Source organism: Pseudomonas sp. S3_B08 (assembly GCF_054667725.1).
In genome coordinates, this window is record NZ_CP162750.1 from 443,348 (window position 1) to 467,596 (window position 24,249).

A 24,249-nucleotide genomic window follows, 5' to 3' on the forward strand; every position below is an offset into this window, starting at 1 on the left:
TCCGTGTCAGGCTTGTTCAGGTGCGGCGAACGGTGCGTCCAGCGGCAAGGTGTCGAAGGTGCGCAGCAGTTCGATGAGGATCTGCGTGGCCGGGCCCAGGGGTTTGTCCTTGTTCGAATACAGATAGAAGCTCGAATTGCGGCTGCCGCCTCGATCCAACGGTAGCAGCTTGAGCGAACCATCCTTCAATTCGCGGTCGATCATGTGCCGCGGTAGCCAGGCAAAACCCAGGCCGCTGCTGACAAAGGTCGCGGCGGTGGCGAGGCTGCCGACGGTCCAGCGCTGCTCGGCGCCGAGCCAGCCGACATCGCGCGGCTGCTGGCGGCCGGAGTCGCGGATCACCACTTGCATCTGGGTTTCCAGATCCTGAAAGCTCAGCTCGCGGTTGAGCCGATGCAGCGGATGATCAGGGTGGGCAACGGCGACGAACTCGACATCGCTCAACTCCGCACCCAGGTAGCCCGGAATGCTCAGGCCGGTGATCGCCAGGTCCGCCACGCCTTCGAGCAGCACTTCCTCGACCCCCGACAACACTTCCTCGCGCAAACGCACGCGGCAGCCGCGACTCTGCGGCATGAACGCGGTCAGCGCGCGGACGATCCGCGCGCTCGGGTAGGCCGCATCCACCACCAGCCGCACTTCCGCTTCCCAGCCTTGCTCCATGTGATGGGCGAGGTCTTCGAGTTGGCTGGCCTGTTTGACCAATTGCCGCGAACGGCGCAACAACACGCCGCCGGCCTCGGTGAGCACAGCTTTGCGCCCGTCGATGCGCAGCAACGGCACGCCGAGCTGATCCTGCATGCGGGCGACGGTGTAGCTCACCGACGATTGCGAACGGTGCAGGGCCTCGGCGGCCTGGGCGAATCCGCCGTGGTCGACCACGGCCTGCAACGTTCGCCATTGATCAAGGGTCACGCGGGGCGCTTTCATCAATAGCTCCTCTTGTCCTAAGCTGGCCGTCCCTCATGGAGACTGCCGAATGAAAAAATTCTGTTGTGTGGTGCTGGCGCTGCTGCCGTTGACCGCGTTTGCCTATCCGATCGATGTGCAAAAGGATCTCAACGGCATGAAGATCGACTACGAGACTTACGACACGGACAACGACATAGGCTCGATCCGCGTGGCCAATTACGGTGACGTCGATGCGACCTGCCGTGCGGTGTTCAGCAACGGCCCGGAAGCACCGCGCACGCGCAGCATCGATGTGCCGGCGGGCAAGCATAAAAACGCCACGGCCAAGTTCACCCGCGAGATCATCAAGCTGCGCATCAAACTGACCTGCACCCCGAAATAACGCTATTTCCCTGTGGGAGCGAGCCTGCTCGCGAAGACGGAGTGTCATCCAGAGATGATGTGACTGACATTCCGCTTTCGCGAGCAGGCTCGCTTCCACAGGGGATATGGGTCTAGCTTATAAACGAATTTATCGATGGATTACAGCGGATATTTGCGCTTTTTCATCGATTCGACTCTGTTTAACCTTCACTCCATCGACTTACAACATTCTCGGATGGAGGCTACACACCATGTCCCGCGTTCTGATCATCGAAAGCAGTGCCCGCCAGCAAGATTCGGTTTCCCGTCAACTGACCCAGACCTTCATCGCTCAGTGGAAAGCCGCGCACCCTGCCGATCAGATCACCGTGCGTGACCTCGCCGCGAACCCGGTGCCGCATCTGGACGCCAATTTGCTGGGTGGCTGGATGAAACCCGCCGAACAGCGCAACGACAGCGAACAGGCGTCGCTGGACCGCTCCAACCAATTGACTGATGAGCTGCTTGCCGCCGACGTGCTGGTGATGGCTGCACCGATGTACAACTTTGCGATCCCGAGCACGCTCAAGGCCTGGCTTGACCATGTGCTGCGTGCCGGGGTGACCTTCAAGTACACCGAAACTGGCCCGCAAGGTCTGCTCAGCGGCAAGCGCGCCTTTGTCCTGACCGCTCGCGGTGGCGTGTATGCCGGTGGCCCGGCGGATCATCAGGAACCGTACCTGCGTCAGGTGATGGGTTTCATCGGGATCAACGACGTGACTTTTATCCATGCTGAGGGCATGAACCTGGGCGGTGACTTCCAGGAGAAGGGCCTGAATCAGGCCAACGCCAAATTGTCTCAGGTCGCTTGATCGGTTAATCGCCAGATAATCGCCGATTGTTTAAGTGACCTGGCGCAACCCCTTCAAGGTTCCACGCGCATCGAACCTCCCTTTGCACTTTTGCTCCTGAGTGCTGTAGCCCGATTGAACGCTTTAGCGAGATCGGGCTTTTTTTTGTCTGGGTTTTCTTGGCGGCCTTTGGGCCGACCAGGCTCTTGGGGTTTTGGGTGAATATCCGTTACTGCGGTGTTGCGGCTGGCGGTTCCGCTCTTACAGCGGGTCACTTTGGCAAACGCCCCAAAGTAACCAAAGGTCTGTGCCCCAACGTTCGGCCCGCTCGCTGGGGCTCGGGGTTCCTTCGCTGCGGGATCGATCCGGGCGCAGCGGCTCCGGTTTGCTTCGCTGCACCTCCTTCCGCTGTGTCTGGCTGCGCCAGACGGTCGCTGCGCTCCCACGCCCGGATCAATCCCTCCGCTCAGCCTGCCGACGGGGCGGGTGGATCAAGATCAAGAGCGGTACTCGAGCTTGCGCTCATTGTGTTGAGCGGTGGAGGGCCGGTTTTTGGCTTCTTTGGATTCGATGCGGTATTTCATGTCGGCGTAGCTTGCCCAACCACCTCGGTCAGTCCCCTCTCCCCTCCGGGAGAGGGCTAGGGTGAGGGGCTTTTGATTCCGGCGCCGTTTGCTGTTGGAGCCCATCCGAAAAACCGCTATCGTCGCCGCCATTCGATTTTCGAGGCGAGCATGGGCTATCTACTTTTTGTCACGCTGATCCAGGCGTTTTCCTTCAGTCTGATCGGCGAATACCTGGCTGGGCATGTCGACAGTTACTTTGCGGTGCTGGTCCGTGTGGTGTTGGCCGGGCTGGTGTTTATTCCGTTGACGCGCTGGCGTTCGGTGGAGCCGGCGTTCATGCGTGGCATGTTGCTCATCGGCGCGTTGCAGTTCGGGGTGACTTACGTCTGCCTGTACCTGAGCTTCCGCGTGCTGACGGTGCCGGAGGTGTTGCTGTTCACCATTCTCACGCCGCTGCACGTGACGTTGATCGAAGACGCGCTGAACCGCCGCTTCAACCCGTGGGCGTTGATTGCTGCGCTGGTAGCAGTCGGGGGTGCGGCGGTGATTCGCTTCGACAGCATCAGTCCCGACTTCTTCATGGGCTTCCTGCTGCTGCAACTGGCCAACTTCACTTATGCCGCCGGGCAGGTCCTGTACAAGCATCTGGTGGCGAAGCATCCGAGTGGCCTGCCGCATTACCGCCGCTTCGGTTATTTCTACTTGGGCGCATTGGCGGTTGTGCTGCCAGCGTTCCTGTTGTTCGGCAAGTCGAACTTCCTGCCGGAAGCGCCGCTGCAATGGGCGGTGTTGCTGTTTCTCGGACTGGTGTCGACGGCGCTGGGTCTGTACTGGTGGAACAAGGGCGCGTGCATGGTCAACGGCGGTACCCTGGCGGTGATGAACAACCTGCATGTGCCGGTGGGATTGTTGTTGAATCTGCTGATCTGGAATCAGCATGAGGAACTGGGGCGGTTGTTCCTTGGCGGGGGTGTGATTCTGGCAGCGGTGTGGATCAGTCGGGTGGGCATCCGCAAATCCCCGGCCGCCGCATAACCCCTGTGGGAGCGAGCCTGCTCGCGAAGGCGTTGGGTCAGATAAGTATGGGTCGACTGACACATTGCATTCGCGAGCAGGCTCGCTCCTACATTTGATCTTTGGGTTACATCAGGTGTTTTTCCGGCTCGGGAATACTCGCCGAGCCCAAGACCGCCGGCAGCAACCCGGCGCGCAAATCCCCGCCACTCGGCTGTTGATACAGGCTCAACCCGAACTCCGGCAACACCGCCAGCAGGTAATCGAAAATATCCCCCTGAATCCGCTCGTAATCGGCCCACACCGTGGTGCGGGTGAAGCAGTAGATTTCCAGCGGAATGCCCTGCGCGGTGGTTTGCATCTGCCGGACCATGCAGGTCATGTTCGGCTGAATCTCCGGATGACTCTTCAGATACGCCAGCGCATACGCGCGGAAGGTGCCGATATTGGTCATGCGGCGGCGGTTGGCTGACATGGCTGCGACATTGCCCTGCGCTTCGTTCCAAGCCTTGAGCTCGGCTTTCTTGCGGCCCATGTAGTCGGTCAGCAGGTGCACCTGCGAAAGCTTTTCTTCCTCGTCGTCGCGGATGAAGCGCACGCCGCTGGCATCGATGAACAGGCTGCGTTTGATCCGCCGACCGCCGGACTGCTGCATGCCGCGCCAGTTCTTGAATGACTCGGACATCAGCCGCCAGGTCGGGATCGAGACGATCGTCTTGTCGAAGTTCTGCACTTTGACCGTGTGCAACGTGATGTCGACCACGTCGCCATCGGCGCCGACTTGCGGCATCTCGATCCAGTCGCCGACGCGCAGCATGTCGTTGCTGGTCAGTTGCACGCTGGCAACGAACGACAGCAGGGTGTCCTTGTAGACCAACAGAATCACTGCCGACATCGCACCCAGACCGGACAATAGCAACAGCGGCGAGCGGTCGATCAGAGTGGCGACGATGATGATCGCGCCGAACACGTACAAAACCATTTTCGCCAGTTGCACGTAGCCTTTGATCGAGCGTGTACGCGCATGCTCGGTGCGCGCGTAGATGTCGAGCAGGGCGTTGAGCAGGGCGCTGACCGCCAGCAGCAGGAACAGAATGGTGAAGGCCAGCGCGACGTTGCCGAGGAAATTCATCGCGGTTTTGCTCAGCTCCGGCACCAGATGCAGGCCGAACTGGATCACCAGCGACGGCGTCATCTGCGCCAGTCGTTGAAACACCTTGTTGTGGCGAAAGTCGTTGATCCAGTGCAGCGCCGGTTGGCGGCCGAGCATGCGACTGGCGTGCAGGATCAGGTAACGCGCCACTCGCCCGAGCACCAGCGCGATGACCAGCAGCACCAGCAGCGCCAGTCCCGATTGCAGAAGTGGGTGCTCTTCGAGCGTGCCCCAGAGGCCTTGGGCTTTGAGCCAGAGCTGTTTGATATCCATGAGCGAAACGTTTCTTCTGTAAGACGCGAGGGCCGATTAGAGCATTTAAGACGCTGTGTATTGCAGCGAGTGACAAATCGGGCAACAAAAAAACCACTGATTGTCGGCGTTTGCACAAAGAAACTCGGCCTGAGCGCTCGAAACCGGTAACCTATGCAGCTGTTTTTTTGCATATCTTCGAGGTAGCACCCGTGTTTTCCCAATTCGCCCTGCACGAACGCCTGCTCAAAGCCGTGGCCGAGCTGAAATTTGTCGAGCCAACGCCTGTGCAAGCCGCGGCCATCCCGCTGGCGCTCCAGGGGCGTGATCTGCGGGTGACGGCGCAAACCGGCAGCGGCAAAACCGCCGCTTTCGTCCTGCCGATCCTCAATCGCCTGATCGGCCCGGCGAAGATCCGCGTCAGCATCAAGACGCTGATCCTGCTGCCAACCCGTGAGCTGGCCCAGCAGACTTTGAAGGAAGTCGAACGCTTCTCGCAGTTCACCTTCATCAAGTCCGGCCTGATCACTGGCGGCGAAGACTTCAAAGTCCAGGCCGCCATGCTGCGCAAAGTGCCGGACATCCTCATCGGCACCCCGGGACGGATGATCGAGCAACTCAATGCCGGCAACCTCGACCTGAAAGAAGTTGAAGTGCTGGTCCTCGACGAAGCCGACCGCATGCTCGACATGGGTTTCGCCGAAGACGTGCAGCGTCTGGTCGATGAGTGCCCGAACCGTCAGCAGACCATGCTGTTCTCCGCCACCACCGGCGGTTCCGGCCTGCGCGAAATGATCGCCAAGGTCCTGAACAACCCTGAGCACCTGCAGCTCAACGCGGTCAGCCAGCTCAACTCGACGACTCGTCAGCAAATCATCACCGCCGACCACAATCAGCACAAAGAGCAGATTGTGAACTGGCTGTTGGCCAACGAGACCTACCAGAAGGCCATCGTCTTCACCAACACTCGCGCCATGGCCGACCGCATCTACGGCCGCCTCGTGGCCCAGGAATACAAGGCGTTCGTGCTGCACGGCGAGAAAGACCAGAAGGATCGCAAACTGGCGATCGATCGACTGAAACAGGGCGGCGTAAAGATCCTCGTCGCGACTGACGTTGCGGCCCGTGGTCTGGACGTCGACGGTCTGGATCTGGTGATCAACTTCGACATGCCACGCAGCGGCGACGAGTACGTACACCGCATCGGTCGTACCGGCCGCGCCGGCAACGATGGCCTGGCGATCTCGCTGATCTGCCACGGCGACTGGAACCTGATGTCGAGCATCGAGCGCTACCTGAAGCAAAGCTTCGAGCGCCGCACCATCAAGGAAGTCAAAGGCACCTACGGCGGGCCGAAAAAGGTCAAGGCCTCGGGCAAAGCCGTCGGCGTGAAGAAGAAAAAGACCGACGCCAAGGCCGACAAGAAGAAAACCGCCGCCAAGACGCCGACCAAGCGCAAGAGCGTCAACCGTCCAAAGCCGGATTCTCTGGTGAGCAGCGACGGCATGGCCCCGCTCAAGCGTCGCAAGCCAGCAGAACCTGCGGCTGAGTAAGCTTTAGAACGCGCATAAAAAAACCGGACAATGTCCGGTTTTTTTTCGTCCTCAACTGTCGGCTTTTTTCTCCGCCGATCCCAGTTCCTTCAAACGCTGATCGATCAACTGGCACTTGTCCGGCAGATCGGCGCTGGCCGTGCCCAGATCCATTTTCTGCAACTCGGCGTTAATCTCCTTGGCTTTTTCCGGATTCTGCTCGGTGAGCTTTGAGACTTCCTTGGCCAGTTGTTCGCGTTTGATCGTCGCCTCTTCCGGCGTGCAAGCCCAGACGGGCAGGGCGCAGGCGAGAGTGGCGGCGAGGGAGAGCTTGATCAGGATTTTCATGGGCAGGCCTCAGTTCCGGTTAAGGCGGGTTAACCGGTTGAGGGCTGAAGCGTGGCAAAAGTTCAGTAAGCTTCGCAGGAGGAATGCGGATCAAAGTCCACAGCTACGTTTCAGCTAATTGCAAGATAGCTTTCAACGCGGCCTCTCGCGTCGGCAGCTTGATCTCGCCTTCACAAGCAGACGGAACGAAACCTTCAAGACGCAAACTCGCTGCGAAGTTGGCTTTGCGATGCTTGGCAAACCAGATTTTTTTGGTTTCTAAACTGAGCTTTTGCATTGGCGCCTGTCCATGTCAGAACCTCGTATTATAGCGGACGCACATCCGCAGAGCCCTGTCGGCTTAATACGGCACAAACGATACAGCGTTGAACAACATTTCGACGTGCGTGCCAAATTCCCAACCAGACATTGTTCTCCTTGGGAGCGAGCCTGCTCGCGAAACAGGCGACACGTTAGCACCGCCTTGTCGTGTAATCGTTTTTCGCGAGCAGGCTCGCTCCCACAGGTCCTCGTGTGTTTTCTCCACAGTGAACTCAAGATCGCTGCTCACCATGACAGCAACCCGACTTCGGCACACCGTCATACCGATCATGATGTCGCACCCATTCCATGATCTCGTCTTCATTCCTGCCCTTGGGCGTCAGATCAAGGTAGTGGTAAGCGCCGACCAGCATGTCCAGACCGCGTGCGTACGTTGAATAGGTGTGAAAAATCTCGCCTTCGTCATTGCGATAAAACACGCTCAGCCCCGGCATTTCTTCCTCGGCGCTGTCGGTTTTTTCGTAATTGTAGGTAGCCTTGCCCTCGGCGACGTCTTCAGCCCGGGCGCAGACGCCGAAGTCGTAATTGAAATCGCAACCTTCTGACGAAACCCAGTCGAATTTCCAGCCCATGCGTTGTTTGAACGCCTGAAACTCGTTGAACGGCGCGTGGGAAACTGCAACCACCGCGACGTCGTGGTGGGCCAGATGCTGGTTGGCGCCATCAATGTGGTCACTGAGGAACGAGCAGCCCTGGCAGCCTTGCTCCCAGTCTTTGGCAAACATGAAGTGATAGATGACCAACTGGCTGTTGTTGCCGAACAGGTCATAGAGCTTCAGTTCGCCGTTCGGACCTTGGAAGTGATAGTCCTTGTCGACTTTCACCCACGGCAGGGCGCGGCGCTCGGCGCTGAGGCGATCGCGTTCTCGGGTGAAGGCTTTTTCGCGGGCCAGATGCTGTTGACGGGCGGCGAGCCATTCTTCGCGTGATACCACCGGATGGTTTGCAACGTTCATGACCATGTCTCCTGCGGGTTGAACCGGCTGTTTCAGACTAGTCGTTTAACCAGCGAGAGAATCGACAGACCGCCGGTCGGTCGCCGCGAAGATATGCGGCTGAACGGCTGCGCAGCGCTTGGGTCACAACCTTTGAAAGCGGCACAAATCACCCGCACCGGAGGTTGAACCAGGATGACAACTTATAACTGGGATTTGATTGAACGTTTGCTGCATGAAGTGCAGAACAGCGCTGGACAGAGCTTCGCTCCCCGCGCTTATGCCGAAGCCTACGCGGCCGAGAAAGCCAGCGCTGGCGAGCCGATCGAGAATCTCGACCATTTGAAAACGTTGGCCTGTGAGTATGAAAGTCTGCTGCTTGACCGTGGTTATATCGAGCCGCGTCCGGATCATGAAGGCAGTACCGGCAACAATTTCATTCTGACGCAGCGCGGTTCCAGCCTGCTGAGCCTGATCGACAGCAGCATCCCCGGCAACGACCACCCGCGTCAGGTGCTGGATGAGCAGGAGGATGCGCTGGATGAGGTGACATTTGATGAAGTCGCTTCAAAGGCTCAAATCGCCTGAGCCAGCGAAATCCCCCTGTGGGAGCGAGCCTGCTCGCGAATACGGTTTGTCAGTGACATTGAACTGTCTGATACACCGCTTTCGCGAGCAGGCTCGCTCCCACATTGGATTCCAGTAATCTCAAGGTTTCTGCGCGGCCTTCAGGCATTTCAGGTCATTGAAGTCCTTACGCACTTTCTCGATTTTCTTCAACAACCGCTCACGCTGTTGCGGCGTGCTCTGCGCCATCAGATCGACAAACAGCGAGCGTGCCTGGGCTTCAGTGTTGGCGTAGGCCTCGCGGTAGTCCGCTGTCCACAACCGCTCGCGGTTGACTAGAAGTGTCTCGATGCGTTGTGGGAATTCCGGGCTTTGGCGTTGCGCAACGGCGGCGCTGAACTGTTGCTGCCAGTGCGCGCGGTTGGCGATCCATTGGGTGTTCTGGTCGCCCAAGGCGTTAGTCCAGGCCACTACGCGTTGTTTCTGCGTGTCACTGAGCGGGCCTAGCCAATCGTTCAAGCGTTTTTCCATGCGCTCGCCGCGTTCCTTGATCTGCTGGGCCAGCGGCGGTTTCACGTATTCCTGCTGGCGTTTGCGCAGATCCTTGGCAAACGCATCATTCATTTCTGCCACCTGTCTTTCGTCCAGACCTTGTAGCAACTCGATGGCCGAAGGGGTGATTTCCCGGGCGGTTTCGGCGATGGCCTGTTTGGCTTCAGCGGTGCGCTCCTGCAGCGCGGCGTCAGTAACCTGATTGCTCTCGACCATGGCCTGCAAACGGTCCAGCCAGTCGAGGTAATCGGGTAACTGCGTGGTGCAATGCCAGCTCAGGTGTTCTTTGAGCCGGTCGTTGAACCAGTCTTTCTGCTCGCCGTTCATGTCCACGTAGTCACTCAGCGACCATGGAATAATCACGTCGAGGTTGCGGTAGGCCAGGCCCACGCGGCTGCAAGCGCCGAGGGCGAGGGTGAAGATCAGCAGGGCGGCAATCTGTTTGAACCAGCGAGACATGGGCAAATCCTTGCGAGAGCCTGGCGTCGGAAATCTGATTCTTATGTGATGCAGGATGCGCGCGGCAGTTCAGCCGATCAATAGAACGTGCGTACAGCCTTGAGGGTGACGAGGCCGTCGCACTCGCTGTTGTGCCCGGAATAGGCCGAGCAATCGCTGCCGCTAAGGCTGGAATTGCTGTAGATCAGATCGAGATCGACGCCCATGAATGGTCGCGACAGCTTCACCGACCAATCGGTGAAACTGCTGACATAACCACCGTCCACCGCCACCGGTGTGTTCAGTTGATGGGTGGTGTATTTCATGCTCACGCCGATGCCGAACGGCTGATTGCCAGTGAGGTCGGCAAACAAGGTGTTGTTCTGTTTATCCGGGTCGTTGCTCAATGCGATGCCGAAGCGACTGCCGAGCAGAGTCAGACCGCCGAACAGCTCCTGGCTGTCGAGGGTGTCCACGCGGGGATAGCTGTAATGGATCATCCCGACTTCATAGCCGAGCACCTGATCGAAAGGCTGCTTGAAGCCGACGTAGGAATCGATCTCGAGGTTTTTGCCGGGGGTGATGCCCATGCTCGGCGCGTACTGACCGAAATACACGCCGCTGTCGTGGCTCAGGTCGAGGCCGCCGTGAAACGAGCCGACCGCCGCCGGTTTCACCAGACCCTGGGCCATGCTGCGGCTGGGCGTGGTGCCGAGCTTGAGATCGAAGTCGCCCAGTTCACCCTGAAAAACCTGCGCGTGCGCGGTCGCGCCTGACAGCAGGCTGACGAACAATAAACAGGAAAATGGGCGCATGCGTCACTCCATGAACCGCGAGCGCAGGGCGAAGGCCTGCTGAAACGCTTGATCTAGACGCGTGCAAGGATACCGGCGAATAACCGGCATTGATGGCCGTTCGTCGATTTTTGAGGATTATTGTTTAAAGCGAAGGGGTATTGCGCGGTGCCAGTCCAGGCGCTTCGAAGCTCAAAGCGCCTCTGGACGGGGTAAAACCGGTGTTACTTCTTGCCCAGGCTGATCTGCTTGGACGGGCCGAATGTCTGGCCACTGACGCCTTTGGCAATTTGCTGGATCTCGCCGCCGGACTTGAGGAATGCTGCGATCTGATCGTTGATCGATTCGCTGGTTTCAACGGCTGGAGCTGGCTTTGCTTTGCTGGTGGATGCTTTTACACGCATGGCGGCCATTAACCTTTAGAAAAGTAACTCGGCCAGGCATCGTACAGGAATAACTTGACAATAGCTTGGTAAATATCCCCCGGAATAACCAAGCCCAGCGCTGCATTATTGCCTGATCGACACTGTTAATTTTTAGCTAACTCCCTGTTTTAAATAAGAACATCGAATCGGCGTGAGGCAATTGTGCGCAGCCGTAAGCCGCCCGGCCGGACTGACGAGCGGCACCTCACCGGGCAGTGATCAAGCAAAATCAACAGGTTGACGCAGATTTTCCGCTGCGAGGATCTGTCGCCCGACGTTTGCGGCAAAAACGGGTAGAATGCCGCCCACGTATTGAGGGTTTCGGAAATGGCTTTAGTCGGGCGTTACAACAGTTTGCAAGTGGTTAAACACACTAACTTCGGTTTATATCTGGACGGCGGTGCCGACGGCGAAATTCTTTTGCCCAACCGTTATATCCCCAAAGATATTCCCAGCGAAGATGAAGACTGGCTCAACGTATTCATCTATCTGGACAGCGAAGACAAACTTCTCGCCACCACGGAAAAACCCAAAGTTCAGGTCGGCGAGTTTGCCAGCCTGAAAGTGGTTGAAGTCAACAGCATCGGCGTGTTCCTCGACTGGGGCTTGCCGAAGGATCTGTTGCTGCCGTACTCGGAAGAAAAGCGCCAGATGACCGCTGGCGAATACTGCGTGGTGCACGTCTACCTCGACAAACACACGCGCCGCATCACCGCCACCGCGCGCCTCGATCGTTACCTGGACAAGACCCCGGCCACCTACAGCCCGGGCCAGGAAGTTGATCTGTTGGTAGCCGAAGCCACCGACATGGGCTTCAAGGCGATCATCAACAACAAGCACTGGGGCCTGATCCACAAGAACGAGATCTTCAAGTTCATGCGTTCGGGCATGCGCGAGAAAGGCTTCATCAAGGAAGTGCGCGCCGACGGCAAGATCAGCCTGAGCCTGCAACCGGTTGGCCAGGAAGCGGCGAGCAGCCTGAGTTCGAAGATCCTCGGCAAGTTGCGCGAAAACGACGGCACCCTGGCGGTCAGTGACAAGAGTGATCCGGCGTTGATCAGCAGCCTGTTCGGCGTCAGCAAGGGCAACTTCAAGAAAGCCATCGGCTCGCTGTACAAGGAAGGCAAGATCGTGATCCACGCCGATCGTATTGAACTAACCTGACTCACCGCAGGCCCATGGTAGGAGCTGCCGAAGGCTGCGATCTTTTGATCTTGATCTTGAAAATCGGCGGCTCCCACATCTAAAAGGGGTGAGCCAATGAAAAAGGCGCTGATCGCATACGTCTCGACGCTACTGACGTTTCTGCTGCTCGATGGCATCTGGCTCGGGCTGCTGATGGCGCCGACCTATCGCGAACTGCTCGGTTCGCTGATGCTGGATAAACCGCTGCTGTTGCCCGCAGCGGTTTTTTATTGCCTGTACGTTATTGGCTGCGTGGTATTCGTGGTCTTGCCGGCGCTGAGCTGGCAGCGAGCGGCGAAGCTTGGTGCGCTGTTGGGGCTGGTGGCGTACGGCACTTATGACCTGACCAATTGGGCGACATTGCGCGACTGGTCGGTGCAGGTGAGTTTGATGGATTGGGCGTGGGGGACAGTGGCGACGGCCGTTGCTTGCACGGTGGGTTATTTGGTGGCGAAGCGGTTTGCCTGAGCTGCTCCGGCAGTTGTGTTGGCAATGCTGCCTCTTCGCGAGCAGGCTCGCTCCCACATGTTCACCGAACCCTCTGTGGGAGCGGGCTTGCCCGCGAATGACGGCGCAGCCGTCAACCATTCAGCGCTGACGCCACTGACCAAATAAAGGTCTTTTCCAGACGGCTTTTTCCGCGCATCTGATTGATAATCCCCGACACTGTTTCCTGACCAATGGATGGCCTGCCATGTTGTGTGTGTTCGAGGTGTTGCGGTGAGTGCCGAGCGGCGCAATGCCGACGGTTTTGCCCTGCAAGTGATGATCGGCCTGTGCCTGATCTGGGGTGTGCAGCAAGTCCTGATCAAATGGGCGGCGACTGACATCGCGCCGGTGATGCAAGCGGCGGGGCGCTCGGGAATTTCTGCGTTGCTGGTCGGTTTGCTGATCTGCTGGAAGGGTGGCTGGGATCAGGTCGGCAGCACCTGGCGCGGCGGTTTGCTGGCCGGTGCGCTGTTTGGTCTGGAATTCCTGTTCATCGCCGAAGGCCTGCAACTGACCACCGCCGCGCACATGTCGGTGTTCCTCTACACCGCGCCGATCTTCACCGCACTCGGCGTGCATTTCCTGCTCGCCAGCGAGAGGTTGCGCCCGTTGCAATGGCTGGGGATTCTGCTGGCGTTCATCGGCATTGCGATTGCCTTCGCCGGCGGTGTGTCGTGGGACAACCTTGATCGGCGCATGCTGCTGGGCGATGCCTTCGGCGTATTGGCCGGCGCTTGTTGGGGCGCGACCACCGTGGTGGTGCGGGCCTCGCGACTGTCGGAAGCGCCGGTGACATTGACCCTGTTCTATCAGTTGCTGGTCGGTTTTATCGGTCTGCTGTTGATCGCGTTGTTCAGCGGCCAGATCACCCACGTCAGCCTGACCACCGTGGCGGTGGCCAGTGTGCTGTTCCAGGGCCTGGTGGTGTCGTTCTTCAGTTACCTGGTGTGGTTCTGGCTGTTGCGCCGTTATCTGGCGGCCAACCTTGCGGTGTTTTCGTTCATGACGCCGTTGTTCGGCGTGACCTTCGGCGTGCTGCTGCTCGGCGAACAGTTGAGCCTGAACTTCGTCATCGGCGCCGTGCTGGTGCTGCTCGGCATCACCTTCGTCAGCGCCGAGCAGTGGCTGCGTCGCCGTTTGCGCAAGGCGCTGGGCCAGTAGCCTTGGCCTGCATCGCCAGCGCGCCGGCCAGCAACAGGCCGGCACCGGCGATCAGCAGCGCCGGCTGCAAACCGCCGCTGAAATGGCTGCTCAGCGCCGCCAGCAGCGGGCCGCTCAGCTGGCCGACGGCGAAGCACGCCGTGAGCATCCCGGCGTTGCGCTGAGTGGCGTGGGGCGCCAGCTCTCGCGAACGCTGCATGACCAGTTGCATGCAGGCCAGAAACGGCGTGCCGCAGAGGATCACCCCCAACGCCAGGCCGAGGCCGCTGCCCAGCAGACAGGCGAACACTCCGGCCGCTTGCAGCCACAGCGTCGCCATCAGCCAGTGCCGCGTGGTCTCGGGATCATGTCGACGCAAGCTCACCAGCCACACACCGATCGCCGCGCCGAGGCCAAAGCACGGCCAGAACAGATCTGCCTGCCACTGGCCATGAAATTGCGCGTTGGCCATTTGCGCCAGAAACGTCGCCGGAATGATGTAGCCGATGCCGTACAGCGCATACACCAGTGCCAGTCGGCCAATGCCTCGATTCGCTGTTTTCACATGCATTGTCGCTGGCCTCGCTACGGCCGTGGGCTGCGGTAACAACCGCCAGACGCCGAGCATCATCAGCAGCGCAGCCGCCGCGTAAATCAGCCACAGGGTTGCCGATGTCTGCTGCAATCGATGTGAGACCAGCGCCAGCAAGCCTGTGAGAAAAATCCCCAGACCCGGCCCGGCAAAAACCAGAGCACCCCAGCGCGGGCGACCCGCTGCCGCCGCCAGCGGCTGGCTGAGCGAAGTAATCATCACCAGCACCCAGGCACTCGCCACCCCGGTGCCAAAGCGCAACAGCAGGTGCGACCAGAAACCGCTGGCCCAGAACGACGCCAGTGTCAGCAGCACGCACAGCCACAGCCCGCCATGCAGCCGTCGCTGCACCTGCTGCGGCCGCTGCGCGAACATCGCATCCACAGCACCAAGCAGATAGCCGAGGTAGTTGGCCGCCGCGATCAGCCCGGCGGCAGTGAGGTCGATCTGCCCTTCGCTGAGCAGGTGCGGCATCTGTGGCGTCAGGGCGAAACGGCCAATGCCCATGGCCATCATCAGGGCAACGAAACAGGCGGATAAACGTATCAGCGGCGACATGGTCGGGCTTCCTTCAAAGCAGCAATGACCGTCAGGCTAGGATCGATTGACTTTCTTTAAAATTGAATAATAGTGAGTAACTTGTTCTGTTCAGGAGAAGATTGTGGAATTCAGCCAGCTGCGGATATTTCAGGCGGTCGCCGAGGAAGGCTCGATCACCCGCGCCGCCGAGCGCTTGCATCGTGTGCCGTCGAATCTGTCGACGCGCCTGAAACAGCTCGAGGAGCAGCTCGGCGTTGAGCTGTTCGTGCGCGAACGGCAGCGTTTGCAGTTGTCGCCGGCGGGCAAGGTGCTGCTCGACTACACCGGCAAACTGTTTGCCCTGCGCGATCAGGCCAGTGCGGCGGTGATGGGCGGGCAACCGGCCGGGGATTTCGTGCTGGGCACGATGTACAGCACGGCGGCGATCCATCTGCCGGCGCTGCTGGCGCGTTATCACAAGCAATACCCGACGGTGAATTTGCAGGTGCTATCGGCGCCGACCGGCGAACTGCTTGAAGGGTTGCTCACCGGTCGCCTCGACGCGGCATTGGTCGACGGACCGCTGGAATTGGCCGGGCTCGATGGCGTGCCGCTGTGCGAGGAACGCCTTGTGCTGATCACCGAAATCGACCATCCACCGGTGCACAGCGCGCGGGATGTCGAGGGACGCTCGGTATTCACCTTCCGTCAGGGCTGTTCATATCGCATGCGTCTGGAAGCGTGGTTCTCTCATTACCACGCGGCGATGGGCCGGCCGATGGAGATCGAGTCTTATCAGGGCATGCTCGCCTGTGTGATTGCCGGCAGTGGTGTGGCGTTGATGGCCGAGTCGATGTTGGCCAGCCTGCCGGGTCGTGAAAGCGTCGCGGTGCATCCGTTGGCCGAGCCGTTCGCGGCTGCGACAACATGGCTCATGTGGCGCAAGGGTATGGCCGGGGCCAACCTGAATGCCTGGATCGACGTGCAGCAAGCGGTCTATCCCGTGGCTTTGCATGAAGTGCGGGAAACCGCGTGAACCAATCACAACAGATTCTGTTCAATTCAGTAACAGATCATTGCGGATTTGGCCGAGCATTGCGTAGGACTTCGGACTATTATCAGTGCGAAGCGGCCTCAGAATTCCGGCCGCTCAGCACCACCCTGAAGGGGGCATGACGATGAAAGAGAAAATCCAGAACTGGCTGCACGATTTGGGAGTTGCCCTCGGTTTGATCGAACCGCCTCTGCAACCGGTACCGATTCGCACGGACGACGAACAGCGTCGGCGCCAGCCACGTCGCCGTTAATACCTCCGATCAGAGATTTCAGGATCGCAGCCGTCGGCAGTTTCTACAAATGGTAGGAGCTGCCGAAGGCTGCGATCTTTTGCTTTTCGCCAAGCGAAAAAAACGGGTGTGGCTACCGACGCCACACCCGCTGAAGAAAACATCACCTCGTTACAGTCGATTCACACCGCAGTGGCCACGGTCGCCGGGCGCGGCGAGAACAGGCTGACCAGTACAAAGCTAACCAGGCTGACACCCAGGCTGTAATAGATCGGCGTGTTCGCGTCCATGCCGTCCTTGACCATGAACACCAGCGCAGTGATAAAGCCCAGCGTCATGGCGCTGATCGCCCCGGCAGTAGTCGCACGCTTCCAGAAAATCGCCCCCATCAGCGGAATCAGCATGCCGCCGACCAAAAGGTTGTAAGCCAGGGTCAACGCGCTGATCACGTCATTGACGACCAGAGCAATGCCCAACACCGCGATCCCCGTCAGCAGAGTAAACAGACGGCTGACCGCGACATTGGACTGTTTGCCACCGCGCAGTTTCGGCAGCAGGTCTTCGGTCAGGGTGGTGGACGCGGCGAGCAGGCCGGCGCTGGCGGTGGACATCATCGCCGCCAGTGCGGCAGCGATCACCAGGCCTCGGATGCCGTCGGGCAGCGAGACTTTGACGATGGCGGCGAACGCGTTGTTGACGTTGTCCAGATCCGGAATCAGCACATGCGCAGCCATGCCGATCAAGGCGCAGACCAGGCCGTAAATGATGCAGTAGATCCCGGCCGAGGTGCCGGCGTACTTGGCGACCTTTTCGCTTTTGGCGGTGAACACCCGCTGCCAGATGTCCTGGCCGATCAGGATGCCGAAGAAGTAGATCATGAAGTAGGTAATGATCGTGTCCCAGCCGATGCTGGTGAAGTTGAAGCTGGCCGCCGGCAGTTGCGCGACCAGTTGATCCCAGCCGCCTACGCGGTACAGGCAGATCGGCAGCAGCAGGAACATCAGGCCCACCGTCTGGATGCCGAACTGGACGATGTCCGTCAGGGTCAGCGACCACATGCCGCCGATCGTTGAATAAGTCACCACGATACCGCCGCCCAGCAGTACGGAAATCCAGAAGGGCAGGCCGAACAACACTTGCAGCACGGTGCCGATCGCCAGAATCGAGGTCACGCCGATCATCAGCGCGTAAGCGAGCATGATCGTCGCACTGGCGGTGCGCGCCATCGGGTTGTAGCGCTTCTCCAGGACCTGGGTGACGGTGAATACCTTGAGTTTCAGCAAGGGTTTGGCGAGGAACAGGTTCAGCGCGACGATGCCGCAGCCCAATGCCGCGCACAGCCAGAAACCGGAAATGCCATGCACGTAGCCCAAACGGACCGTGCCGACGGTGGACGCGCCGCCGAGGACGGTTGCTGCCATGGTGCCCATGTACAGCGACGGCCCCAGATTACGCCCGGCAACCAGATAGTCTTCGTGGGTCTTGGCCTTGCGCATGCCGTAGTAGCCGAGAATCAGCATCGCAGCGGCATAAATGAGTACGACGAATAAATCCAAAGCCATGATGGCGTGTCTCCGATTGTCTTTTTTATGGTCAAGCAAATGGGGTCTGCAATGCTTCCTGTGGGAGCGAGCCTGCTCGCGAAGGCGGTCTGTCAGTCACACCATTGTTGGATGTGCTGAAGTCTTCGCGAGCAGGCTCGCTCCCACAGGGTTTTGCGTTTATTCAGGCGGCCTGACGTAGTTCGGGTTTTATGGCGGCTTCGCTGCGCACATCCTTTGGCCCAAACACTTCCCTAGGTTCGGGGAACAGGCGCAGCAGCGTCAGATACACCACCGACGCCAGGCCCAACGTCACCGGCAAACTGATGTCGATGCCACCGGCCAATTCGCCCAGCGGGCCGACGAACTGCCCCGGCAGGTTGACGAAGCACAGGCCGACCAGCGCACTCGGAATCCATGCACCGAGACCGCGCCAGTTCCAGCCGTGGTTGAACCAGTAGCGTCCGCCCTGTTCGCCGCGGGTGAACACTTGCAGGTCATCCGGGCAGTAGAAGCCGCGCCGTACCAGCAGGCCGATGATCATGATCACCATCCATGGGGTGGTGCAGGTAATGATCAGCACGGCGAAGGTCGACACGCTCTGCACCAGGTTCGCCGCAAAACGGCCGATGAAGATAAAGGCGATCGACAGCACGCCGATCAGCAAGGTCGCCTTGACCCGGGAGAGCACGCGCGGGAACACGCTGGACATGTCCAGCCCGGTGCCATACAGCGATGTGGTGCCGGTGGACATGCCGCCGATCACCGCAATCAGGCACACCGGCAGGAAGAACCAGCTCGGCGACACGGCCAGCAAGCCGCCGACATAGTTGTTCGCGGCGATGTAGTCCGGCGCCTTGATCGCGACGATGGTGGCGGTGGCAAGGCCGAACAGGAATGGGATCAACGTCGCCAGTTGCGCGGCGATCACCGCCAGCATGATCCGGCCCTTCGGCGTCTCACGCGGGATATAGCGCGACCAGTCGCCGAGGAACGCACCGAAGGAAATCGGGTTGCTCATCGCCACCAGCGCCGCGCCGATGAATGCCGCCCAGAACCCGGCCTGACCCAGGGCCACGCTGCCGGCGTACTGGCTGTCGAAAGCGGGGGCGAAGGCGAAGATGCCGAGCAGGAACAACAGGCTCGCGGCCCACACGGCGATGCGGTTGACCCACAGCATGATGCGGAAACCGTAGATGCACACGGTCAGCACCAGCAGCGCGAACAGACCGTAGGCCAGGCCCAGGGTCAGGTCGGTTTCCGGCAAATCGACGAGGCGTTTGGCGCCGCCGACCAGCGCATCACCCGAGCTCCACACTGACAGCGAGAAGAACGCGATCGCCGTCAGCAACGACAGGAACGAACCGACAATCCGCCCGTGCACGCCGAAGTGCGCACCGGAAGACACGGCGTTATTGGTACCGTTGAGCGGGCCGAACAGGCCCATCGGCGCGAGGATCAGCGCACCGACCACCACACCCAGGACAATCGCCCAGACACCGGCCTGAAACGACAGGCCGAAGAGCACCGGGAAACTGCCGAGCACAGCGGTGGCAAACGTATTGGCGCCGCCGAAGATCAAGCGAAACAGGTCGCTGGGTCGGGCGTCGCGCTCATGATCCGGGATCTGCTCGACCCCGTTTGTTTCGATGCTGCTAAGGCTTTTTTCGTTGTTGTTGTTATTCATGATCTGCTCCGATCATCAGGCGCGCTCATCGTGCGTGAGCGTCACCATTGGCTAAGGGGGTGGCAGCCCTTCCGGCATTGCGGACAAATGTTCGTGACAGGCCAGCCATAGGCCTTGTTGTTCTAGGCTCGACGCTTGTCTTCTGAAAACAATCGTCTCGCGCTCCTGGCTGAAATGTTGCTCCCCTCGCATGCGCAGCTCGGTGGCCACGTCATGGATGAAAACCGCCACGTCACCCTGCAGGCTGACAAAGGCGTTGCTCGAGGTGCACGACAGCACCTCGAAACCATCCTCGGCACGCCAGCGGTCCCACAACGCCTGATAGGCATCGCGCGACAGCAATGGCTGGTCGAGGGTGTAGAAGACGAAGCTGGCATCGGCGCTGAACGCCCCGAAGTAAGCTTCGCGATCGTTACGCGCAAACGCGGCGACCAACTCGGCGGTCGCGTGCAAAACCTGATCACGTGCGTGCATGACCGACCCTCAGCGATGAACCACGCCAGGCAGTACGCAGAGCATTTCGTACAGCAGGTTGGCGGCCAGCAGCGAGGTGTTGCCGGTGGTGTCGTAAGCGGGCGAGACTTCTACCAGATCGCAACCGATCAGGTCGAGGCCCTGACAGCCACGGACGATTTCAATCGCTTGAATGGTGGTCAGGCCGCCGATTTCCGGGGTGCCGGTGCCGGGCGCCCAGGCCGGGTCGATGCCGTCGATGTCGAAACTCAGATACACCGGACCGCCACCGACCTTCTCGCGCACTTCGGCCATCAACGGCGCCAGCGACTTGTGCCAGCACTCTTCGGCTTGAACGACGCGGAAGCCCTGATCGCGGCTCCAGTTGAAGTCGTCAGCGGTGTAGCCCTGCGCACGCAAACCGATCTGCACCACGCGATCGCAATCGAGCAGACCTTCTTCGACGGCACGACGGAACGTGGTGCCGTGTGCGATCTTCTCGCCGAACATGTGATCGTTGACGTCAGCGTGGGCATCGATGTGTACCAGGCCAACCTTGCCGTGCTTTTTATGAATCGCACGCAGGATCGGCAGGGTGATGGTGTGGTCGCCACCCAGCGTCATCGGGATAACGTTGTGCTCGAGGATGTTGTCGTAGGCTTCTTCGATGATGCGCACGGCGTCGAGCAGGTTGAAGGTGTTGATCGCCACGTCACCGATGTCGGCCACCGACAGCGAGTCGAACGGCGCGGCGCCGGTGGCCATGTTGTACGGTCGGATCATCACCGATTCGGTGCGGATGTCGCGTGGCCCGAAGCGGGTGCCGGGGCGCAGCGAAGTGCCGATGTCCAGCGGCACGCCCACAAAGGCAGCGTCGAGGCCGGCAGCGGTCGTTAGATGGGGAAGTCGGAGCATGGTGGCGATGCCGCCGAAGCGCGGCATTTCGTTGCCGCCCAGTGGTTGGTGAAGAATCTTGTCCACGGGTAGGGCCTCATCGTCGTTGTTTTATTTATGCCGGCGCGCCGTTGAGCACAGGTTCGGACGCCGCTGTGGGGCCGATCATGCGAAATGTAGTGATGGGGAAGAATCGCTACGGGCAAAAACTTAGTTCAGATTTTTCTAAACTAATGGGAGAGGTGGGATTAGACTTTGGTGGGTTCGAATGAAGTGTAGGGCTGAAGATTGTTGCCCTCACCCCATCCCTCTCCCAGAGGGAGAGGGGGCCGACCGAGTTGTTGGCGGAATCTGCATCGACCTGAAAAATCGAGTCGAACTCAGGATTTGAAAGCCATGGAGATCGGCTCCCTCTCCCTCGGGGAGAGGGCTGGGGTGAGGGGCTTTTCCCACATACACACAGTTGCAAAGCCCGGAGTAGACATGGCCAACGCTTTACCCGACCTGAAACTCCTGCGCATCTTCGTCAGCGTCGTGCGTCATCAGGGTTTTGCCAATGCGCAGCAGGAACTCAACCTGTCGACCTCGGCGATCAGCACCTACATGAGCCAGCTCGAAACCGCGCTCGGTCTGGTGCTGTGCCATCGCGGGCGCGGTGGCTTCAGCCTGACCAGCAAGGGCGAGCTGTTCCATCAGGAAACCCTGCGCCTGCTCGCCGAGCTTGAAGGCTTCGAGCAATACGCCGCCGCGCTGAAGGGCGAACTGCGCGGCACGCTCAACCTTGGCGTGATCGATTCCACGGTCAGCGACAAGGCCCTGCCGTTTGCCGAAGCCATCGGCGCCTACAGCCAGGAACACCCGGCGGTGCATCTGCACCTGTCGGTGATGAGCCCTTATGAATTGCAACTCGGCGTGCAGGACAATCGCCTCGATCTGGCCATCGGTGCGTTTTCCACGCGCATGAGCGGTCTGGTCTACATGCCGCTGTACCGCGAGCAGCACTGGCTGTATTGCAGCAGTCGTCACCCGTTGTTCAACGAGCGGCGCATCCCCGAGCAGGTCATCACTCAGCAACGAATGGTCGGGCGCGGTTACTGGAGTCAGGCGGAACTGGCCCGGCACGGTTTCAAACACAGTGCCGCGACCGTGGAAAGTATGGAAGCGCAGCTGATTCTGGTGCTCTCCGGCGCCTACATCGGTTATTTGCCGGAGCACTACGCGCAGGCCTGGGCCGACAAGGGCGATCTGCGCGTTCTGCTGCCGGCGACCTTCGGTTATCAGGCGCCGTTTTCGATGATCATGCGCAGGGGCCGCAGCCGCGAGCCGCTGATCCAGACCTTCCGCGATTTGCTCAAAGCGCAATTGAATCAGGCCTAACCCATCATGTCCCGACCCCAGTGCCCGCGCTGCCTGCGCCCCCAGACCCATTGCCTGTGCCCATTGATTCCGCACCTCGATAGCCGCACCCGGGTGTTGCTGCTGCAGCATCCGAGCGAGGTCAGTCACGCGCTCAATACCGCGCGGCTGGCGGCGCTGGGACTGAGCAATGCCGAGCTGATTGTCGGCGAGGTATTCGAAGATTTGCCGAAACTGTTGAACCGGCCGGGTTATCAGGCGCGCTTGCTGTTCCCGGCTGACGATGCGCAGTCGTTGCAGGTTTACGCGCCAAATGATCAGCCAATGTTGCTGGTCGTCCCGGATGGAACATGGCGCAAGGCGCGCAAGATGCTGCACCTCAATCCGCTGCTGGCAGCACTGCCACGGGTGACCCTGGCCGAGGGCGGCGTGTCGCGCTATCGCCTGCGCAAGGCACCGGGGCCGGGGGCGTTATCGACTATCGAGGCGATCGTCCAGGCGCTGGAAACCCTCGAAGCACCGACGACGTTTGCGCCGTTACTGAAACCGTTTGAAGCGCTGATCGAAGGGCAGATTGCGGCGATGGGGGAGGAGACCTTTCAGCGTAACCATGGCGACAAATGATCATTGTCTGTGCGGGCCTCTTCGCGAGCAGGCTCGCTCCCACAGGGGAATGCATACCAATTGTGGGAGCGAGCCTGCTCGCGAAAGCGCCAGATCAATCACCGCAATTCAAAGATCACTAGCGCTCACGCATCGCCTCGGTCCGCGCTTTCAGCACCGGTTTGAGCAGGTAATCCAAAACGCTTTTCTCGCCGGTAATGATGTCCACCGTCGCCACCATCCCCGGGATGATCAGCAGCGGTTTGACATCGCCGCCCAGGTGATTCCTGTCGGTGCGCACCTGAATCAGATAGAAGCTGTTGCCCTTGTCATCGGTAATCGTATCGGCGCCGATCAGCTCGAGTTTGGCGCTCAGCCCGCCGTAAATCGTGTAGTCGTAGGCGCTGAACTTGACCATGGCTTTCTGGCCCGGATGCAGGAACGCGACGTCTTGCGGGCGGACCTTGGCTTCGATCAGCAGGTTGTCTTCCAGCGGCACGATTTCGACCATGTCGCTGCCCGGCTGAACTACGCCGCCGATGGTGTTGACCTTCATCTGCTTGATCACCCCGCGTACCGGCGACGTCACCGTAGTGCGGCTGACGCGGTCGTCGATGGCGATGCTCGAGGCGGTGATTTTCGACAGGTCGGTGCGTTTCTCATTCAGCTCTTTGGCGGCCTCGGAACGGAAGGTCTGCTCGGATTCGTCGATCTTGCTGCGGATCTCGGCGATGGCCGATTCGGCCCGGGGAATCGCCAGCGTGGTGGCGTTCAGCGAACCACGGATCTCCACGGCGCTGCGCCTGAGCCGGAGGATTTCCACTGGTGAGACGGCGCCGGTTTTCACCAGCGGTTCGGACATGTTCATCTCTTGTTGCAACAACGCGAGGCTGGAGCTGAACTGGCCTTGCTTGGAACGAAACTCGGCCAGTTCCTGGGTTTTCTGCCGCAGCTGTTCGCTGAGGGTGCGCTGCTCGCTGGCCAGCCGCCGTTGGCGTTGCTCGTACAGCGAGCGCTCGTCCTCGGCGACTTGCGGCGCCTTGGCGATGACTTCAGCGGAGAGTTTGAAGGGGCGTCCCTCGGCCTCCGCTGACAGCCGTTCAACCTGTGCGGTCAGCGCGTAACGGTCGGCCTCGCTTTCGCCCTTGTTCGAGCGAAAGCGCGTGTCATCCAGACGCAGCAGGGTGTCGCCCTTGCCGACCATCTGGCCTTCGCGAACGAAAATCTCGGTGACGATGCCGCCCTCGAGATTCTGGATCACCTGGACTTTGCTCGACGGAATCGCTTTGCCTTCGCCCATGGTCACTTCTTCGAGCACGGCGAATTTGGCCCAGACCAGGGCGGCGATCAGCAGCGCTGCCGCCAGCCATACGGTGATCCGCGATTTGCGCGGCGAATCCTGCAACGCCGCGCCGGCGGTTTCCGGCATGAACTCGGCTTCGGCGCTTTTGCCGAAGCTGTCGAAGTAGCCGCGCTTGTTGCTATCGGAAGAAGCAGGCATG

Annotated in this window: 26 protein-coding genes; 12 read left to right on the forward strand and 14 right to left on the reverse strand. The window is 59.9% G+C overall.

Annotated elements, in window-relative coordinates; translation table 11 throughout:
• Window positions 1-6: 6 nt before the first annotated feature.
• Window positions 7-930 carry a LysR family transcriptional regulator gene (locus tag AB4N73_RS02125; protein WP_016771199.1) on the reverse strand — a complete coding sequence of 308 codons (924 nt, stop codon included), beginning with the start codon at window positions 928-930 and terminating at the stop codon, window positions 7-9.
• Window positions 931-979: 49 nt separating this feature from the next.
• Here AB4N73_RS02125 and AB4N73_RS02130 point away from each other — a divergent pair, with 49 nt between their 5' ends.
• From AB4N73_RS02130 to AB4N73_RS02140, 3 genes are all read left to right on the forward strand, one after another.
• Window positions 980-1,294 (forward strand): hypothetical protein, encoded by a 315-nt coding sequence (locus AB4N73_RS02130; protein ID WP_016771198.1) that lies wholly within the window; start codon window positions 980-982, stop codon window positions 1,292-1,294.
• Between the two features lie 232 nt (window positions 1,295-1,526).
• Complete coding sequence (locus AB4N73_RS02135) at window positions 1,527-2,126, forward strand: FMN-dependent NADH-azoreductase (RefSeq protein WP_041478822.1); 600 nt, start codon at window positions 1,527-1,529, stop codon at window positions 2,124-2,126.
• A 713-nt stretch (window positions 2,127-2,839) separates the two neighbouring features.
• The gene (locus AB4N73_RS02140) at window positions 2,840-3,706 is read left to right on the forward strand and encodes a carboxylate/amino acid/amine transporter (RefSeq protein ID WP_460142876.1); all 867 of its coding nucleotides are present in this window, start codon (window positions 2,840-2,842) and stop codon (window positions 3,704-3,706) included.
• A 106-nt stretch (window positions 3,707-3,812) separates the two neighbouring features.
• Here the strand turns inward: AB4N73_RS02140 and AB4N73_RS02145 are convergent, their stop codons facing one another.
• Window positions 3,813-5,111 carry a mechanosensitive ion channel family protein gene (locus AB4N73_RS02145; protein WP_056783642.1) on the reverse strand — a complete coding sequence of 433 codons (1,299 nt, stop codon included), beginning with the start codon at window positions 5,109-5,111 and terminating at the stop codon, window positions 3,813-3,815.
• 191 nt (window positions 5,112-5,302) lie between these two features.
• On the opposite strand from AB4N73_RS02145, the gene AB4N73_RS02150 reads away from it, so the two are divergent.
• A complete protein-coding gene (locus AB4N73_RS02150) occupies window positions 5,303-6,643 on the forward strand; it encodes a DEAD/DEAH box helicase (protein ID WP_236167951.1) in 1,341 nt (446 codons plus the stop codon).
• A 51-nt stretch (window positions 6,644-6,694) separates the two neighbouring features.
• Here AB4N73_RS02150 and AB4N73_RS02155 read toward each other — a convergent pair whose 3' ends face one another.
• From AB4N73_RS02155 to AB4N73_RS02165, 3 genes are all read right to left on the reverse strand, one after another.
• Window positions 6,695-6,970: a hypothetical protein gene (locus tag AB4N73_RS02155; protein WP_041478956.1), complete on the reverse strand. Its 276-nt coding sequence runs from the start codon at window positions 6,968-6,970 to the stop codon at window positions 6,695-6,697.
• Between the two features lie 103 nt (window positions 6,971-7,073).
• On the reverse strand, window positions 7,074-7,247 hold the full coding sequence (locus tag AB4N73_RS02160) for a YhfG family protein (protein WP_110645024.1): 174 nt from the start codon (window positions 7,245-7,247) through the stop codon (window positions 7,074-7,076).
• Window positions 7,248-7,503: 256 nt separating this feature from the next.
• A complete protein-coding gene (locus tag AB4N73_RS02165; RefSeq protein ID WP_460142877.1) occupies window positions 7,504-8,247 on the reverse strand; it encodes a DUF899 domain-containing protein in 744 nt (247 codons plus the stop codon).
• Between the two features lie 174 nt (window positions 8,248-8,421).
• On the opposite strand from AB4N73_RS02165, the gene AB4N73_RS02170 reads away from it, so the two are divergent.
• Window positions 8,422-8,814, forward strand: a complete 393-nt coding sequence (locus AB4N73_RS02170; protein WP_095180673.1) for a transcriptional regulator — start codon at window positions 8,422-8,424, stop codon at window positions 8,812-8,814.
• 120 nt (window positions 8,815-8,934) lie between these two features.
• Here the strand turns inward: AB4N73_RS02170 and AB4N73_RS02175 are convergent, their stop codons facing one another.
• From AB4N73_RS02175 to AB4N73_RS02185, 3 genes are all read right to left on the reverse strand, one after another.
• Window positions 8,935-9,804, reverse strand: coding sequence for a DUF6279 family lipoprotein (locus AB4N73_RS02175; protein WP_460142878.1), 870 nt, complete (start codon window positions 9,802-9,804; stop codon window positions 8,935-8,937).
• A 77-nt stretch (window positions 9,805-9,881) separates the two neighbouring features.
• Entirely contained in the window at window positions 9,882-10,598 is a 717-nt protein-coding gene (locus AB4N73_RS02180; RefSeq protein WP_236167948.1) for a TorF family putative porin, read from the reverse strand.
• A 203-nt stretch (window positions 10,599-10,801) separates the two neighbouring features.
• Complete coding sequence (locus AB4N73_RS02185; RefSeq protein ID WP_016985943.1) at window positions 10,802-10,990, reverse strand: hypothetical protein; 189 nt, start codon at window positions 10,988-10,990, stop codon at window positions 10,802-10,804.
• Window positions 10,991-11,329: 339 nt separating this feature from the next.
• Here AB4N73_RS02185 and AB4N73_RS02190 point away from each other — a divergent pair, with 339 nt between their 5' ends.
• From AB4N73_RS02190 to AB4N73_RS02200, 3 genes are all read left to right on the forward strand, one after another.
• Window positions 11,330-12,166, forward strand: coding sequence for a CvfB family protein (locus AB4N73_RS02190; RefSeq protein ID WP_016771157.1), 837 nt, complete (start codon window positions 11,330-11,332; stop codon window positions 12,164-12,166).
• Between the two features lie 96 nt (window positions 12,167-12,262).
• Window positions 12,263-12,655, forward strand: coding sequence for a DUF2177 family protein (locus AB4N73_RS02195; protein WP_150636587.1), 393 nt, complete (start codon window positions 12,263-12,265; stop codon window positions 12,653-12,655).
• A gap of 252 nt (window positions 12,656-12,907) precedes the next feature.
• On the forward strand, window positions 12,908-13,837 hold the full coding sequence (locus tag AB4N73_RS02200) for a DMT family transporter (protein WP_041478962.1): 930 nt from the start codon (window positions 12,908-12,910) through the stop codon (window positions 13,835-13,837).
• Here AB4N73_RS02200 and AB4N73_RS02205 read toward each other — a convergent pair.
• Window positions 13,785-14,966, reverse strand: coding sequence for an MFS transporter (locus tag AB4N73_RS02205; RefSeq protein WP_460142879.1), 1,182 nt, complete (start codon window positions 14,964-14,966; stop codon window positions 13,785-13,787). The genes AB4N73_RS02200 and AB4N73_RS02205 overlap by 53 nt on opposite strands.
• Before the next feature lie 103 nt (window positions 14,967-15,069).
• Between AB4N73_RS02205 and ptrR the strand changes: the two genes are divergently transcribed.
• Both ptrR and AB4N73_RS02215 read left to right on the forward strand, forming a co-directional pair.
• Window positions 15,070-15,963 carry a putrescine utilization regulator PtrR gene (gene ptrR / locus AB4N73_RS02210; protein ID WP_460142880.1) on the forward strand — a complete coding sequence of 298 codons (894 nt, stop codon included), beginning with the start codon at window positions 15,070-15,072 and terminating at the stop codon, window positions 15,961-15,963.
• 142 nt (window positions 15,964-16,105) lie between these two features.
• Window positions 16,106-16,234: a PA1414 family protein gene (locus tag AB4N73_RS02215; RefSeq protein WP_003184145.1), complete on the forward strand. Its 129-nt coding sequence runs from the start codon at window positions 16,106-16,108 to the stop codon at window positions 16,232-16,234.
• A 161-nt stretch (window positions 16,235-16,395) separates the two neighbouring features.
• Here AB4N73_RS02215 and AB4N73_RS02220 read toward each other — a convergent pair whose 3' ends face one another.
• From AB4N73_RS02220 to speB, 4 genes are all read right to left on the reverse strand, one after another.
• Window positions 16,396-17,775: a sodium:solute symporter family protein gene (locus tag AB4N73_RS02220; RefSeq protein WP_130899928.1), complete on the reverse strand. Its 1,380-nt coding sequence runs from the start codon at window positions 17,773-17,775 to the stop codon at window positions 16,396-16,398.
• A gap of 163 nt (window positions 17,776-17,938) precedes the next feature.
• A complete protein-coding gene (locus tag AB4N73_RS02225) occupies window positions 17,939-19,441 on the reverse strand; it encodes a purine-cytosine permease family protein (RefSeq protein WP_150742424.1) in 1,503 nt (500 codons plus the stop codon).
• 51 nt (window positions 19,442-19,492) lie between these two features.
• Window positions 19,493-19,915, reverse strand: a complete 423-nt coding sequence (locus AB4N73_RS02230; protein ID WP_460142881.1) for a YybH family protein — start codon at window positions 19,913-19,915, stop codon at window positions 19,493-19,495.
• Window positions 19,916-19,924: 9 nt separating this feature from the next.
• Window positions 19,925-20,875 (reverse strand): agmatinase, encoded by a 951-nt coding sequence (speB, locus tag AB4N73_RS02235; RefSeq protein WP_041478968.1) that lies wholly within the window; start codon window positions 20,873-20,875, stop codon window positions 19,925-19,927.
• Between the two features lie 396 nt (window positions 20,876-21,271).
• On the opposite strand from speB, the gene AB4N73_RS02240 reads away from it, so the two are divergent.
• Window positions 21,272-22,165: a LysR family transcriptional regulator gene (locus tag AB4N73_RS02240; RefSeq protein ID WP_095180681.1), complete on the forward strand. Its 894-nt coding sequence runs from the start codon at window positions 21,272-21,274 to the stop codon at window positions 22,163-22,165.
• A 6-nt stretch (window positions 22,166-22,171) separates the two neighbouring features.
• Window positions 22,172-22,768, forward strand: a complete 597-nt coding sequence (locus AB4N73_RS02245) for a tRNA-uridine aminocarboxypropyltransferase (RefSeq protein WP_460066864.1) — start codon at window positions 22,172-22,174, stop codon at window positions 22,766-22,768.
• A gap of 118 nt (window positions 22,769-22,886) precedes the next feature.
• On the opposite strand, the gene AB4N73_RS02250 is transcribed toward AB4N73_RS02245, so the two are convergent.
• The gene (locus AB4N73_RS02250; protein WP_056783689.1) at window positions 22,887-24,248 is read right to left on the reverse strand and encodes an HlyD family type I secretion periplasmic adaptor subunit; all 1,362 of its coding nucleotides are present in this window, start codon (window positions 24,246-24,248) and stop codon (window positions 22,887-22,889) included.
• Window position 24,249 lies beyond the last annotated feature (1 nt).

Coding starts and splice junctions, on each gene's coding strand:
- AB4N73_RS02125 (WP_016771199.1), bottom strand. CDS start 930: ATGAAAGCGCCCCGCGTGACCCTTGATCAATGGCGAACGTTGCAGGCC.
- AB4N73_RS02130 (WP_016771198.1), top strand. CDS start 980: ATGAAAAAATTCTGTTGTGTGGTGCTGGCGCTGCTGCCGTTGACCGCG.
- AB4N73_RS02135 (WP_041478822.1), top strand. CDS start 1,527: ATGTCCCGCGTTCTGATCATCGAAAGCAGTGCCCGCCAGCAAGATTCG.
- AB4N73_RS02140 (WP_460142876.1), top strand. CDS start 2,840: ATGGGCTATCTACTTTTTGTCACGCTGATCCAGGCGTTTTCCTTCAGT.
- AB4N73_RS02145 (WP_056783642.1), bottom strand. CDS start 5,111: ATGGATATCAAACAGCTCTGGCTCAAAGCCCAAGGCCTCTGGGGCACG.
- AB4N73_RS02155 (WP_041478956.1), bottom strand. CDS start 6,970: ATGAAAATCCTGATCAAGCTCTCCCTCGCCGCCACTCTCGCCTGCGCC.
- AB4N73_RS02160 (WP_110645024.1), bottom strand. CDS start 7,247: ATGCAAAAGCTCAGTTTAGAAACCAAAAAAATCTGGTTTGCCAAGCAT.
- AB4N73_RS02165 (WP_460142877.1), bottom strand. CDS start 8,247: ATGAACGTTGCAAACCATCCGGTGGTATCACGCGAAGAATGGCTCGCC.
- AB4N73_RS02170 (WP_095180673.1), top strand. CDS start 8,422: ATGACAACTTATAACTGGGATTTGATTGAACGTTTGCTGCATGAAGTG.
- AB4N73_RS02175 (WP_460142878.1), bottom strand. CDS start 9,804: ATGTCTCGCTGGTTCAAACAGATTGCCGCCCTGCTGATCTTCACCCTC.
- AB4N73_RS02180 (WP_236167948.1), bottom strand. CDS start 10,598: ATGCGCCCATTTTCCTGTTTATTGTTCGTCAGCCTGCTGTCAGGCGCG.
- AB4N73_RS02185 (WP_016985943.1), bottom strand. CDS start 10,990: ATGGCCGCCATGCGTGTAAAAGCATCCACCAGCAAAGCAAAGCCAGCT.
- AB4N73_RS02190 (WP_016771157.1), top strand. CDS start 11,330: ATGGCTTTAGTCGGGCGTTACAACAGTTTGCAAGTGGTTAAACACACT.
- AB4N73_RS02195 (WP_150636587.1), top strand. CDS start 12,263: ATGAAAAAGGCGCTGATCGCATACGTCTCGACGCTACTGACGTTTCTG.
- AB4N73_RS02205 (WP_460142879.1), bottom strand. CDS start 14,966: ATGTCGCCGCTGATACGTTTATCCGCCTGTTTCGTTGCCCTGATGATG.
- AB4N73_RS02215 (WP_003184145.1), top strand. CDS start 16,106: ATGAAAGAGAAAATCCAGAACTGGCTGCACGATTTGGGAGTTGCCCTC.
- AB4N73_RS02220 (WP_130899928.1), bottom strand. CDS start 17,775: ATGGCTTTGGATTTATTCGTCGTACTCATTTATGCCGCTGCGATGCTG.
- AB4N73_RS02225 (WP_150742424.1), bottom strand. CDS start 19,441: ATGAATAACAACAACAACGAAAAAAGCCTTAGCAGCATCGAAACAAAC.
- AB4N73_RS02230 (WP_460142881.1), bottom strand. CDS start 19,915: ATGCACGCACGTGATCAGGTTTTGCACGCGACCGCCGAGTTGGTCGCC.
- AB4N73_RS02240 (WP_095180681.1), top strand. CDS start 21,272: ATGGCCAACGCTTTACCCGACCTGAAACTCCTGCGCATCTTCGTCAGC.
- AB4N73_RS02245 (WP_460066864.1), top strand. CDS start 22,172: ATGTCCCGACCCCAGTGCCCGCGCTGCCTGCGCCCCCAGACCCATTGC.
- AB4N73_RS02250 (WP_056783689.1), bottom strand. CDS start 24,248: ATGCCTGCTTCTTCCGATAGCAACAAGCGCGGCTACTTCGACAGCTTC.